We start from the raw sequence: 12,202 nt of genomic DNA, 5'->3' as shown, positions 1-12,202 counted from the left end.
CAGGCGCATCCCGATTTGCAGCCCGGTCTCGACACGCTGCGTAATTGGAATTACGTGGCCGACACCGAAAGCACAGGCATGACGTTCTTTCACGTCTATTGGGCGACGCTGAAGTCCATGCTTCCGGCCACTCTTTCCGAGGGAGCGCTGCTCGATGCAATCGCCGCAGGCGACGCGGAAGCCCAAACGCTCAGCCTGAAAGCGGCGGAACAAGCCGCGCGCCTTATGCGGTCAGAGTTCGGTTCGTTGTCCGTACCGTGGGGAGAGGCCCATCGCTTCGTTCGTGGGAAACAGTCCACACCCGCCGCAGGTACCGGCTCCGGCGATGCTATATTCATCGCGTCGGACGCCGACTTCTCGGAGAAGGTGTGGCGTGTCAACTACGGATACGCCTACGCCATGGTCGTGAAGTTGGGAGAGACTGTCGACACCGCCAGCGTGGTTCCCTTTGGCGCTTCGGAAGACCCCGATTCACCCCATTACGCGGACCAGATGGACCTCATCCGCGAACGGCGAATGAAGGTCGTTCGATTCGATCCCGAAGACGTGCGCCGGAACGCAAAGCTGGCCTACGGTTGTTCCGTTCGCTTCTCTCCCACCGGACTTCCCGCCTCAGGCATCGTCCGCTCGGGCAGCCCGGTATCCGTCGGCTCCGCCATGTACACCCAGCCCCCGGCGCAGCTACCGCTGGGTCTGGCAACGTTTACGGTGTATACGCGCGTCATGGTCGAGCCTGCCAGCGCACCGGTAACGGTCGATTTGAGCGTCTATATCCCCCCTGAACTCTGCCCTGAAGAACATCTCTCTTCGTTGGTCGCTTTCGCATACGACGATACAACGGGCTGGTCTCGCCTCGACGCCCAGACAATCGATCCAGCGACCCGAATCCTCAGTTTTCGGGATCGGCGCGCCCGAACGTACGCTATTCTCGCCCCTGCGGAGTACCGAGCGGCGCAGGAATCGGATATGCGCTCACGGGTAGCCCTTACCATTCCGGACAGCGCCATCCGCGAGCGAGTGCCCAAACTCAGCTCCCTCAAATCTCCCGACGCTCCTCCCCCCTTGGTACCTGGGGCGCCCGGTGCTAGAGAGGCGCTACAGCGTCGTGCTCAGAATCAGCAGACCGCACAATCACCGCAAGATGAGGGCGGTCCCGGTCAGACTCCTGTGGCGGAAGCTCCCGCTACACCCCAGGAAGTCGCAACCCAGACTTCGCCTCAGACAGAAGCTACACCCAGTCAAACCCCGGAGGCCGCTCCTACTCCGTCAACCACGGATGGCCCTCTCCCTCCGCCAGTCCAAATGCCAGCCGCGCCCGAGTTCGCGCCGTCGGACGGTTCGTCACGAGTGCGTCAGGGTGCAATTGCCTGGGGCAGCGCGCTACAACTCCGTCCGCCGGGGGTCGAAGGAATCATCAAGGTTTCGGCAGACAAACCCGTCGGTGCGCGATTGTCGGTTTCACCCGATCCCCCTCGGCCGCTGCCGGAAAATCTCGCGGCGTTCACCGAATTTGTGCAAGTCGAATGTTCCGCTAAGGACACTCAAGTGGACATCGAGATTAGTCTACGGCCGGGCAAAGGCACCTGCTCGGAAGCCAATCTCGAAAGGCTGGAACTCTACGCTTTTGACGAGGCACGCGGGTGGACTAAGCTCCCGGAACAGTCATTTGACCCGAAGCTCAGGGGCTTCAATGCAAAGGATTCCAGACCGCAATGGTATGTGCTGCTGGGATCCCCGGCATGGCTGCTCAAGCCTTAGGACTGACCCCACGCTGTTAGCCGGTCTGCCCCATTGCGGTTACTGTCCTGACATTTGATCGGGATACCTTCGCAATTGACATACTAGACTCGCTTTGAGTACTTTGAACGTACCATCGCCATAATCCTGACAAAAGAAGGAAGTATGGAAAACCCTATGAGCATAGCACCCAAGCCGCAGCCCAAGTCCCCCAAGAAACGTTGGACCTGGACGATGCACGACGTGGCTCGGGAAGCAGGCGTTTCTGTCAAGACAGTCAGCCGTGTGGTGAACGGAGAGCCCGGCGTCAGCGAGGCGACCCGGCACCGCGTCGCTAGGCTCATCGAGGAAGTCGGGTATTTCCCGCACACGGGGGCGCGCAGCATGCGAAGCACGCCCCGCGATTGTGTCGGCGTAACCATCCCCGCGCCCACGGAAGAAGTGCCCGTCAGTCAGAAGTTCTTTATTCAGCTTTTCGCGGAGTTGTACCGCATCTTCGGCACCAAAGGGCAGTACATCTGTTTTGACGTAAATCCCTTTAAACTTGAGAATCACATCAACTATGCGCGTGGACTCTGGGAACAGCGCTACTGGGGGTGCGTGCTGTGCGGCCCACTAAGCCCTGCCGACCCGACCATCTTCAAAATCCATGAGTCCGGTCATCCCTACATGGCGCTTGGCCGACTGGACTCATTGCCGGAGTGCAGCAGCGCCACGGTGGACTACGAAGAAGCCGCCGCGGTGTCGACTCATCATCTCTTGAGCCGAGGCCACCAGCGCGTGGGCTTCCTGAAGGGATTTCAGGGGTATCAACCGGGATTCGAGCGCTACCGGGGCTATGTGCGCGCGCTCCAGGAGTCCGGCATTGAGGTGGATGAGTCTCTGATTCGTGTGGCTTCATTTGCCTCACGCGACGTCATCAATGCCGTGCATCGGCTGCTGCTCGATCGATCCGTCACGGCCTTTGTCGAAGCCAGCGGCTCCGAGGATTCCGAGAGCGTGCGCGAAGGGTGTAGAAGGGCTGGACGTGTACCCGGCAAAGATGTCGAAATCGTTGCGTGGACCTATTCGCCAAACACTACTGTCATGCGCGAAGCCTGCGCCCACGTTTGGTTGCCCGTTTGGCAGGCTGCCATGGATGGGCTGGAACAGTTCGCGCGGTGGTTCACTGGGGAAACCGACTCACCCGTGAAGGTCCTGTACCGTCCAACGTTGTACAAAACGCTCGATACCGAGGAACTCCCCAAGCCGACGAACCTCTTCGATCTGAGCGAATAACCCGCGCCGGGTCCGCCGCTCAATACCTTCGCAACAACGCCGCCAACGCGTCTACCCACGCGGGGTGCGCATTCAGACATGGAATGTGCTGAAACGCCTCTCCGCCCGCCATGAGGAAATCGCTGCGGGCACGGATCGCAATCTCCTCAAGCGTCTCCAGGCAATCGGCCGTAAACGCGGGGCAAATCACGGCCAGGCGCTTAATACCCTTCTTCGGCAAGGTGGGAATGACAAGGTCCGTCGCGGGTTTGATCCACGGATCGCGTCCCAGACGGGATTGAAAGGATACCGACCACTGTTCCTGCGGCAGCCCGAGTCGCTCGGCCAGGGCGCGCGAGGTTTGAAAGCAGTGCGCCCGATAGCAATTCCGATTCGCGTCAACCACCTCTTCACAGCAGCAATCATGCTTCAGGCAATACTGGCCCGTTATATCGCTCTTCTTGATCTGTCGCTCCGGAAGCCCGTGATAACTCATTAGAACCAGATCCGGCTGAAACTGCTCAACCATGGGCTTGCAGAGCGTCGCCCACGCATCCAGGAATCCCTTATCCGCATGAAATGGAGGAACCGCGGAAATGTGCGGCACGTTCCAATATTTGCCCGCGAGTTTGTATACAAGCTCCAAGGCCGATCCATTCGCTGCCGACGAATATTGGGGGTACATCGGTGCGACGATAATGCGGTCAACGTTCTTCTCTACAAGGGACTCCAGACCGCTCTTGACGGACGGATTGCCATATCGCATGCCGATGGCGAACTCGCATTCCGGCATCTTCTCTTTCAAAGCAGCTACGAGTTCGCGCGTTATCACGATCAGCGGCGATCCCTGCTCGGTCCACACCGCGCTGTACGCGTGCGCCGATTGCTTGGGACGCCTCGGCAATATCACCAAGTTGAGCAACAGCCATCGCACTACCGGGTTGATGTCGAGTATGCGCGGATCGGAAAGAAACTCCTTGAGATACGTACGCGTCTCCGGTGCCCGGGGCGCGTCTGTAGTCCCTGTGTTAATGAGGAGTATGCCAACCTTCTCGCCGCTGTGCATGGTTCAACTCCCTTCCGACTATCGCCGCTTCAAGCTGGGTATCAGGCCATACAACCGCATAAGCCATTGGGTGCTCCGATAGAAAAACACCTCCGGTTCGCCACAATCAAGTGCGCGTTCTATGCGCCGCGCCACGGTTTCGACCGGAATGCGCATTGGGCCCGTGCCCACACCCATTAAGGCAACGTTCACGACGTGTATTCCACAGTGCCTTAATTCCGAGAATAACGCTTCGGACATCGCATTGATTCCACCTTTGGCAATGCTATAGACGGTCTGCGTCGGATTGGGCTTATACCCCGCAAGAGATGAAATGTTTACGATCGCGCCGCTTCCACGCTCAATCATGCCTGGAACGATCAGACGCGTTAGCTGCAGGGCGCCGGTGAGATTCGTGGCAATGCTATTCTCAATCTCCTCCAGCGAAGTCTCTCGAAATGATCTGGACATCGTGTCCGCGGCGTTGTTAATCAAGACGTCGACACGCCTATCCCCCTCGTTGGCAAACTCCACCAGCCGTTCCAGCGATTCACGACTGCGCAAATCGAATACGCACGTGTCGCAAACCCCTCCTGCCGTGTGAATCTTCTGCGCCAAGATTTCCAAGGGCTCTTGACGACGTCCGGCAATCAGCAACCGCGCCCCGCCCGCGGCAAAAGACGCCGCAAGCCCACTGCCTACGATGCCGCCCGCGCCAGTTATGAGTATGGTTTTTCCGCCTATCGGCATGGCTTGCGTGCAATCATGGCAAACTTGTTCGGCATGTTCCGATACCAGTAAGCAAGTGCCAGCGTGAATGGAGCCTTTGCGATTCGCTGCCACAATGGGAAGACACTGCGCTCAACTTGCTCACCAAGAATATGGATTTGCGAATAGGAGACTTCATACCCCAGTCCAAGGAGATGTGGACTCAACTCATCCGGGTAGATGGCAGGCTCGTTATCAAACGGCGCCACACGAATCGGCGAGCCCGGAGCTTGAGTCCACCGCACGAACGGATTTCGTGCATCTGGCTCCACAATGGCCATTGTACCGCCGGGCCGCAGGACGCGGTCCAATTCAGCGAACACGCCTTCCCATTTTTGTTCCAGGTGATGCAGAACATCCACGCAAAACACCGTATCGAACGCCTCGGCGGCAAAGGGCAATGCCTCTGTTGCGTCGCCCACAATTGCGCGAATGCCTTTGGCCCCCGACAATCGCGCGCAACGAAATGAGACATCCACTCCCACCACAAAAGCAGTGTCGAACGCAGCGCCGATAATGCCGTCCCCACACCCCAGGTCCAACACACGCCCCTTGTCGGGAACCAACGCATTGATGCGTTCCAATGCGTTTTTCTCGTAGTCATAGAGCCGGTCACTCGCAGACAACCGGTCAAAGAGTTGGGCTTGCGGACGTGTCACGATGCACCTTTCCTTCCTATGTATAGAAGGGCGTCGCCGCGAAACCGCATTAAGAAATGATGAATTCGCGGAGGAAAGAGATTGCCCGCAATAAACAGATTGTGATTGTACGGGCCAAGTTCGACGGTCTCGAACTCATGCGTCTCGAACAGGAACTTGAGTGCCCCCTGCGTAAACGGGCGTTTGTGGGTAATGTCGTTCCAGAAGCGGAACTTGTACTTCATGATGTCCGGAACCGTGACAAACACCACTCCGCCCGGCCTCAACACCCTGCGGATTTCAACGGCAATCTTCTCCGGACAATTCAAATGCTCCAAGGTGCTGGTCATGGCAAGCAGATCAATGCTATCTGAAGCCAAAGGGAACCACCCCTTCTCCATGTCCGCCATCACGAAATCGATCCCGTCCTGCCGCAGTGCGCCCGCATAGTGGTCGTCGAAATCAAGGGCAATTCGCTGCGCAACCGCCGGCGACTCGTAACTCAAGAACCAGCCGTTCCACGCGCCGCAATCCAACACGCGAAGACCACTGCGCCCCACGAAATAGTGATCAATAACATACTTCATCGACCAAATCTTGTGGCTCTTCTGACCTATCGACTGCGCCTTTCGCGACATGAGATCGATGAACAGCCGGTGAATGACATTGGTCTGTTCGAGGCAGCAACGCTCGTAGTTCTTGGCATAGTCCATGATTCTAATCCGGATTTCTCACGAACACACTTGACCTTCTCTCGTAACCAATGCGCTTGCCAAACTTGCGGCGAATACCTAAGCGGCTCTCCGAAAACAGAGTGTGTTCGCGAGAAATCCTCATGGCATAACCTCCAAGTCTTGCATGTGAGCAATTTGCGTCGGCGCTCAATCGCGCCGGTGCAAATTGCGGACTAAGGGCTTCCCTTGCCAGCGGTTCTTTCGGGCATTGTAGATGAGCGGCCTCTCAAACTGCCACGATACGCCAGACACGTCACATGCCCCACGCATATACCGTTATATCGCCGCTGCACGCCTCATCCACTCGCTTCATATTCGCCTGAACCCAGGCGACATCCTCCGCAAACATGCCAGAGTGCTCAAAACGCCTGTATTCGGCTATGAAGTACCCCTTTGGATGTTCTTTCACAAACGCTTTGAGGTCTTCCACTCCTTCGAGCCCGTGCAACCCCGTCTCGGCGCGCTCCCACACGACTACGCGGCTCGGATACCAATTGTCGACGCGCCCCACGTAATGGTACACGGGCAAATAGGAAGTCGTGAGTATTGCGGCGACATCCGCGTGCGCCTTCACGTACTCGCACGGCTTACGCCACTGCGGATGCGCGACGGCGAGCGTTACATCGTCGCCCCGTGCCACGCGAATGCTGTCCTCGGCAAGATCGGCGGTGGAGATCCCCAAACGCACGAAAAATACGAGTAGCGGCAATGTAATCGCAAGCCGCCAAATCGAGGACCGCGCAGAGAGAATGAACTCGAACGCACGTACCAGCGCATAGGCGCACGCGATTACGAAGAATGGGTACGCGAAGAACATAAAACGATGACGGCGGTAGCCAATCAGGAAGTTCAACACGAAGACTGGCGCCGCAAAGCTCAGCGCGGCGAACAATCCTCTTCTGCGTTCGCGTAGAAGCATGAGCGCAAAGCCGCCAACCGCCAGAACAAAGTATCCTCGGCTCAGGTTATTTGTGAAGAACCGGAAGTAGTAGAGACTATCGGATTGATCGTGGTCGATAGTTGGACGCGCGGGTGCGTCAAGCAACTGCCCCTCCTTGAAGATGGCGTCGTGCTCCTGGCGTGGCAGACTGAAGTAGAACCCCGCAAGCGTAACTAGACCAGCAAGACCGACCACCGCCAAAGCGAGTACCCATCTGGACCGCACGGTCCGCTCGTAGACTGCGCGAAGCGCCGCATACGCACCGAGGGGGCCAAGGAAGAGAATCCCATGCGGCGCGGTGGCCAGACCGCCGACGTATCCCCCGAGCGTCCCAAGCCCCCACGTGGCACAACGCTTCCACGAGGCCGCCTCACCGAACTTCCAGTATGCGACCAGCATTGCCAAGTACGCCGTCTGGTTCATGGTGTAGAATCGTGCCTGCCTCGACCAGGCTACCGACCACGGTGAAGTTGCCAAGAGAAACGCGGCCGTTAGTGCGGTTCCGCGTCCGAAAAGCCGGCGCGCGATGAGATACGTCAGCAACACGTTGAGCATCGCAAAGCACACCGTGGGGGCTCGCACCACCGCCTCGCTATCACCGAAAAGTGCAATCACGCCCGCAAGCAGATAGGAATGCAGTGGGCCGCCCGTGTACATGGGCCCGCCCAAGAGAAGCGGCAGACCGGTCCTCAGAATCTCTTTTCCCGCGTAAACGTGAATCAGTTCATCGTGCCATAGGCTCGGAAGCCCCAGGTTCGCAAACCCCAACACCCCAGCCGTCGCAACCGCGATGGCGAGCAACAACCATTCCCACCATGTCGTGCGTTCGCTGTGAGCCGGCTCATTCATTCGCTTTCACAATCTCCAATGACATCATGCTCCCTCTTGTGAAGGACAGCAGTGCATCTTCCAACGTGCAGAGCGCCACGGCGGGTACAAGGAGGACTTCTTTGGCGATACCCACCAGCAGTCCAATCTCGCCCGGACCAGCCCCATCCACGCGTGCTGGTTCAATGGGGTTGGCGCGGAGCCCCAACCATCGCGACACGACGTGCTGCAAATCCGCGAGATTGGCTTCAAGAAACCGCCCCTGGTAGGTCACCCGCTCGATCGTCATGCCCGCCGGAAGCATTGACTCCACATCCGACACGCTGTACCCAAGGACCTTGTGGTCGGGTGGATCGAGACAATACCCTAAGCGGACGCTCACCCGCATGCCGTGATAGGGCGTCGGACACGCCACGCGCAAACGCCCCCCGGGTCTCAGAATTCGGTTCAGTTCGCAAAGCAAACCACGCGGATCATCTAGGTGTTCAATGATGTGCGAGGCAAACGCAACGTCAAACGACCCGTCCGAAAAAGGCAATACGAGCGCATCCGAACACACGGAAAACAGATGTCGGTCCACGCCAATGCGCTTCGCCACGCCCGTCGTCTCTCGCAGACAGGCCGGCACAAGATCGCAGCTTACCACCGCAAAACCCTCCTGCGCGGCCAGAAGGGAATTGGAGCCGCCTCCCGCGCCAACGTCGACAAGCGATCGCAGACCCGCCTGTTTCGCACGACGCAAGTAACGCAGCACGGGCGCTACGCCGAGGCGCGCACCGATGTGCCACATCACAAGATAGTCTCTGGGAAAACCGTACACGGCGAACATAACACCGAGAGAATAGCTTGCCTGCGGGTTCGCGTTACACTACGATTTCACCGGTGTGGGACCCGTCAATTTGCGGTACGTTACGCCCCCCTTGGGGTAGTGGAGTCGAATGCCAACGCTGACACTTGCCATCTGCGCTCGGAATGCGCAGAACATCATCGGGCCATGCTTGGATAGCATCCGTTCACAGACCGTCGCGCCCGACGTAATCCTGGTGGCCGTCGATGAATTATCCGATCCGACGGCGGATGTCGCTCGCGCCCATGGCGCGCAAGTAATCGCCAGTAATGCCACCGGTCTGTATGAAGCGCGCAACGCCGTACTGGACGCCTGCACGACCGAATACCTCGCGTTTACGGATGCCGATTGTGTACTCGCGCCGGAGTGGGTGGAATTGGCGAAGCGTGTCCTTGACGAGCATAGAGACGTTGCCGCGGGTACCGGTAGACATCCCCCCGTTGGCACGCGCAATTTCGCGGCCTGGTTGCACCATATGTGGTTCATCGTTGAGACGGAGTCTACAGGCGAAACGCAAGGAATCATCGGAGGCAATAGCTACTTTCGCACTGACGCCCTTCGTCAGGTCGGCGGCTGGCTGAAACTCCCCCGCCACAGCGCAGCGGAAGACATGTACATTGCGGGAGCCTTAAAGCGAGCCGGATACCGGCTATGGTTCGAGGAAGGGGTAGCCGCGCATCACAATTACGAGACTCGTTTTCGCGGTCTGATGCGTAAAGCCATCATGATGGGGAAGGACATCGTCGTGATGATGCGCGCCGCCGGTTGGCGTGACGGACTGTGGTGGTATACGCTCGCCATCCCGCTCCTCGCGATGGGACTCCCCCTGGGCTTGTTGCTACTCGCAATCGATTGGCGAATTGGCGTCGTCGTCGCGGCCACTCCCCTGCTCCTCACGTACCTCTTCCTTCTTGCCCGTTTTCGCAGCATTCCCATGGCCTTTACGCGTTGGATTGCGCGTTGGATCATTATCTGGCCGTACTCGTGGGGTATCCTTAAGGGACTGCTCGCCCCCATTCCCCCGGAGGCACGGTGTGCCTGACGCGCGGCTAAACATCTGTCTCGTGTGCTCACACGGGGGCCACTTGACCGAGATGCTGCAACTCGTGGAAGCCTTCGAAGGCCACAACGTCTTCTATTTCTGCTACGACGCGGAGACTACGCGTAAGCTGCCGCATGCCTATCTTGTGCCCAATATGGGACACAATGTCATCGAGTTCATCAGGAACATCGGACGCTCTCTTTCCATCTTCATGAAAGAGAAACCCGACTTGGTTGTCTCCACCGGCGCGGAAATCGCCCTACCCGTCTTCTTTGTGGCGACCCTTCTGCGCGTTCCGCGCCTGTACATCGAGTGCGGAGCGCAAGTCACTACGCCGTCCTTCACCGGGCGTATCACGTATTGGCTGTCGCAGCGATTCTACGTGCAATGGCCGGAGCTCCTGAGCGTATACGGTGCACGAGCACGTTACGAGGGCAGCTTTGTCGACGAAGACAGAAGAGCGGAGTTGTAGCATGGTCTACGTAACCGTCGGCACCATGTTTCTGGACTTCCCAAGGCTCATCCAACGCGTGGACGAGCTTGCGGAATCCACGGGCGAACGCACCATTGTGCAGATCGGTATGGGTGGGACCATTCCCCGGCATTGCGAACACTTCACCTTTAAGCCGAGAGAAGAAGTATTGGCGCTGCAACAGGAGGCTCGCGTCATCGTTTGCCACGCAGGGATCGGCAGTGTAATCGACGCGCTGCAATCGAAGCGCCCGCTCGTTGTCGTGCCGCGGCTCATGAAATTCAATGAACATACAACCGAGCACCAGGTGGATTTGGCGCGTGCGGTCGAACGGCGCGGTTGGGGCAAAATGATCCTCGATGTCGCGGACCTGGAACACGCCCTCGCGAACCCGCCTCGCGCCTATGAGTCCTACCGCCCTGCTCGCGATAAGTTGGTAGCTTCCGTCCGCGCCTTCGTAAATGAAATTGCGCAGCGCAAGGCCCGTCGCGTGACATGAATACCGAATCCACAACGCCGCTGATTTCTATCGTCATACCCGCGCACAATGCTGCCGCCACGATCGAAGAATGCCTTGAGGCCTGCCTTGCGCAGTCCTATCCGAACACCGAGGTCATCGTGATTGATGATGGTTCCACCGACAACACGACAGCCCTCAGCGCCCCGTTCCCTATTCGCTGTATCCGCCAAAACCAACAAGGACCTGCTGCCGCGCGCAACCGCGGCGCGCATGAAGCTTCCGGAGAGTTCCTCGTCTTCACCGATTCCGACTGCGTACCAGCCGAAGACTGGCTGGAGCAACTCATGCAAGGTTTCGACGAAGGTGTCGTCGCCGTGGGCGGCACGTATGGCATCGCCGACGATGAGTCCCTGTTGGCGCGGATGATCCACGAGGAGATTCAGTGCCGCCACGAGACGTTTGGCGAGTTCGTGGACTTTCTGGGTTCATTCAACCTTGCGGTTCGAAAAAGTGCGTTCCTGGAATGCGGCGGATTCGACGAATCGTTTCGCGCAGCCTCGGGCGAGGACAATGACCTCTCGTATCGCCTGCTCGACACCGGCGGCAAGCTCCGGTTCACGGGCGAGGCCGTGGTCTTCCACTACCACCCCACCCGGTTGCGCCGATACCTTCGCACTCAAATGCGCCACGGCTTTTGGCGCATGAAGCTCTATGCAAAACATCCCCATCGAATGCGCGGCGATCGCTATGCCGGTATTACCGACCTCCTTGCTCCGGTTCTCATGCTATTGCTTGGCCTTTCGTTCTTCCTTGTCTTGTTAGGACCACCCGCGCCGTTCTATATTGGCGTCGTTGCCGGCATGCTGCTCACGTTGGTCGCGGTACGGTTGCCCGTGCCTTGGAAGATGTTTCTACGTACGCGCGACCGTCGCATGCTAGGCTTTGTCGGTGTCATGCTGATTCGAGACGTCGCGCGCGCCATCGGAATGGCGCAGGGGATTTGGACCTTTCGAGTTCTGAGAAAGTCGACTGCCTGATGGCAAAACGTGTGTTAGTCATAATCCCGGCCTACAACGAGGAGGCGACCATTGCCTCTGTCGTAACCTCATTGCATGACCTTGTTCCTGATTTCGATATCGTTGTGATTGACGACGGTTCCACCGACGAAACCGCAAAGGTGGTGCGCGGACTTCAGGGTGTGGAGTTGGTCCGTTTACCCTACAACCTTGGCATCGGCAGCGCCGTACAGACCGGTTTCAAATTCGCTCTGCGCCACGGATACGACGTCGCCATACAATGCGACGCGGACGGTCAACACCCTGTCGCACAGATGAAGTCTCTCGTGGACCGCCTGGAAAGAGGCGACGCTGACATGGTCATCGGCTCGCGCTATGTCTCCGACAGCTCCTACGTCCCTTCTTGGAGCAGGCGTCT

Annotated in this window: 13 protein-coding genes; 7 read left to right on the top strand and 6 right to left on the bottom strand. The window is 58.3% G+C overall.

Annotated elements, in window-relative coordinates; all coding sequences use genetic code 11:
• Together K1Y02_20965 and K1Y02_20960 are read left to right on the top strand one after the other, a co-directional pair.
• Window positions 1–1,758 (top strand): penicillin acylase family protein (locus tag K1Y02_20965; GenBank protein ID MBX7258847.1); only part of this gene is annotated, 1,758 nt, incomplete at its 5' end.
• A gap of 156 nt (window positions 1,759–1,914) precedes the next feature.
• Window positions 1,915–3,015: a LacI family transcriptional regulator gene (locus tag K1Y02_20960; protein ID MBX7258846.1), complete on the top strand. Its 1,101-nt coding sequence runs from the start codon at window positions 1,915–1,917 to the stop codon at window positions 3,013–3,015.
• A 19-nt stretch (window positions 3,016–3,034) separates the two neighbouring features.
• On the opposite strand, the gene hemH is transcribed toward K1Y02_20960, so the two are convergent.
• From hemH to K1Y02_20930, 6 genes are all read right to left on the bottom strand, one after another.
• The gene (hemH, locus tag K1Y02_20955; GenBank protein ID MBX7258845.1) at window positions 3,035–4,060 is read right to left on the bottom strand and encodes a ferrochelatase; all 1,026 of its coding nucleotides are present in this window, start codon (window positions 4,058–4,060) and stop codon (window positions 3,035–3,037) included.
• Between the two features lie 18 nt (window positions 4,061–4,078).
• Window positions 4,079–4,789 (bottom strand): SDR family NAD(P)-dependent oxidoreductase, encoded by a 711-nt coding sequence (locus K1Y02_20950; protein ID MBX7258844.1) that lies wholly within the window; start codon window positions 4,787–4,789, stop codon window positions 4,079–4,081.
• Window positions 4,780–5,490, bottom strand: a complete 711-nt coding sequence (locus tag K1Y02_20945; protein ID MBX7258843.1) for a class I SAM-dependent methyltransferase — start codon at window positions 5,488–5,490, stop codon at window positions 4,780–4,782. The genes K1Y02_20950 and K1Y02_20945 overlap by 10 nt, the downstream gene beginning before the upstream one ends.
• Window positions 5,463–6,158, bottom strand: a complete 696-nt coding sequence (locus K1Y02_20940) for a class I SAM-dependent methyltransferase (GenBank protein ID MBX7258842.1) — start codon at window positions 6,156–6,158, stop codon at window positions 5,463–5,465. The genes K1Y02_20945 and K1Y02_20940 overlap by 28 nt, the downstream gene beginning before the upstream one ends.
• Before the next feature lie 274 nt (window positions 6,159–6,432).
• Complete coding sequence (locus K1Y02_20935) at window positions 6,433–7,968, bottom strand: glycosyltransferase family 39 protein (protein ID MBX7258841.1); 1,536 nt, start codon at window positions 7,966–7,968, stop codon at window positions 6,433–6,435.
• On the bottom strand, window positions 7,961–8,740 hold the full coding sequence (locus K1Y02_20930) for a class I SAM-dependent methyltransferase (GenBank protein ID MBX7258840.1): 780 nt from the start codon (window positions 8,738–8,740) through the stop codon (window positions 7,961–7,963). The genes K1Y02_20935 and K1Y02_20930 overlap by 8 nt, the downstream gene beginning before the upstream one ends.
• A 145-nt stretch (window positions 8,741–8,885) precedes the next feature.
• On the opposite strand from K1Y02_20930, the gene K1Y02_20925 reads away from it, so the two are divergent.
• From K1Y02_20925 to K1Y02_20905, 5 genes are all read left to right on the top strand, one after another.
• Window positions 8,886–9,836 (top strand): glycosyltransferase family 2 protein, encoded by a 951-nt coding sequence (locus tag K1Y02_20925; protein ID MBX7258839.1) that lies wholly within the window; start codon window positions 8,886–8,888, stop codon window positions 9,834–9,836.
• 52 nt (window positions 9,837–9,888) lie between these two features.
• Window positions 9,889–10,308 carry a capsular biosynthesis protein gene (locus K1Y02_20920; GenBank protein MBX7258838.1) on the top strand — a complete coding sequence of 140 codons (420 nt, stop codon included), beginning with the start codon at window positions 9,889–9,891 and terminating at the stop codon, window positions 10,306–10,308.
• A 1-nt stretch (window position 10,309) separates the two neighbouring features.
• Window positions 10,310–10,807: a beta-1,4-galactosyltransferase gene (locus K1Y02_20915; protein MBX7258837.1), complete on the top strand. Its 498-nt coding sequence runs from the start codon at window positions 10,310–10,312 to the stop codon at window positions 10,805–10,807.
• The gene (locus K1Y02_20910; protein MBX7258836.1) at window positions 10,804–11,805 is read left to right on the top strand and encodes a glycosyltransferase; all 1,002 of its coding nucleotides are present in this window, start codon (window positions 10,804–10,806) and stop codon (window positions 11,803–11,805) included. The genes K1Y02_20915 and K1Y02_20910 overlap by 4 nt, the downstream gene beginning before the upstream one ends.
• Window positions 11,805–12,202: glycosyltransferase family 2 protein (locus K1Y02_20905; GenBank protein ID MBX7258835.1), on the top strand; the 398-nt coding region annotated here is incomplete at its 3' end. The genes K1Y02_20910 and K1Y02_20905, both read left to right, overlap by 1 nt.

This window comes from Candidatus Hydrogenedentota bacterium (assembly GCA_019695095.1).
Classification (GTDB): domain Bacteria; phylum Hydrogenedentota; class Hydrogenedentia; order Hydrogenedentales; family SLHB01; genus JAIBAQ01.
The sequence above is the reverse complement of the archived record's forward strand: the minus strand, read 5'-3'. Positions and strand labels throughout refer to the sequence as shown.

What these genes read in the sequence shown, in the direction of transcription:
- K1Y02_20960 (MBX7258846.1), top strand. Translation starts at nt 1,915, where the DNA reads ATGAGCATAGCACCCAAGCCGCAGCCCAAGTCCCCCAAGAAACGTTGG.
- hemH (MBX7258845.1), bottom strand. Translation starts at nt 4,060, where the DNA reads ATGCACAGCGGCGAGAAGGTTGGCATACTCCTCATTAACACAGGGACT.
- K1Y02_20950 (MBX7258844.1), bottom strand. Translation starts at nt 4,789, where the DNA reads ATGCCGATAGGCGGAAAAACCATACTCATAACTGGCGCGGGCGGCATC.
- K1Y02_20940 (MBX7258842.1), bottom strand. Translation starts at nt 6,158, where the DNA reads ATGGACTATGCCAAGAACTACGAGCGTTGCTGCCTCGAACAGACCAAT.
- K1Y02_20935 (MBX7258841.1), bottom strand. Translation starts at nt 7,968, where the DNA reads ATGAATGAGCCGGCTCACAGCGAACGCACGACATGGTGGGAATGGTTG.
- K1Y02_20925 (MBX7258839.1), top strand. Translation starts at nt 8,886, where the DNA reads ATGCCAACGCTGACACTTGCCATCTGCGCTCGGAATGCGCAGAACATC.
- K1Y02_20920 (MBX7258838.1), top strand. Translation starts at nt 9,889, where the DNA reads ATGCTGCAACTCGTGGAAGCCTTCGAAGGCCACAACGTCTTCTATTTC.
- K1Y02_20915 (MBX7258837.1), top strand. Translation starts at nt 10,310, where the DNA reads ATGGTCTACGTAACCGTCGGCACCATGTTTCTGGACTTCCCAAGGCTC.
- K1Y02_20910 (MBX7258836.1), top strand. Translation starts at nt 10,804, where the DNA reads ATGAATACCGAATCCACAACGCCGCTGATTTCTATCGTCATACCCGCG.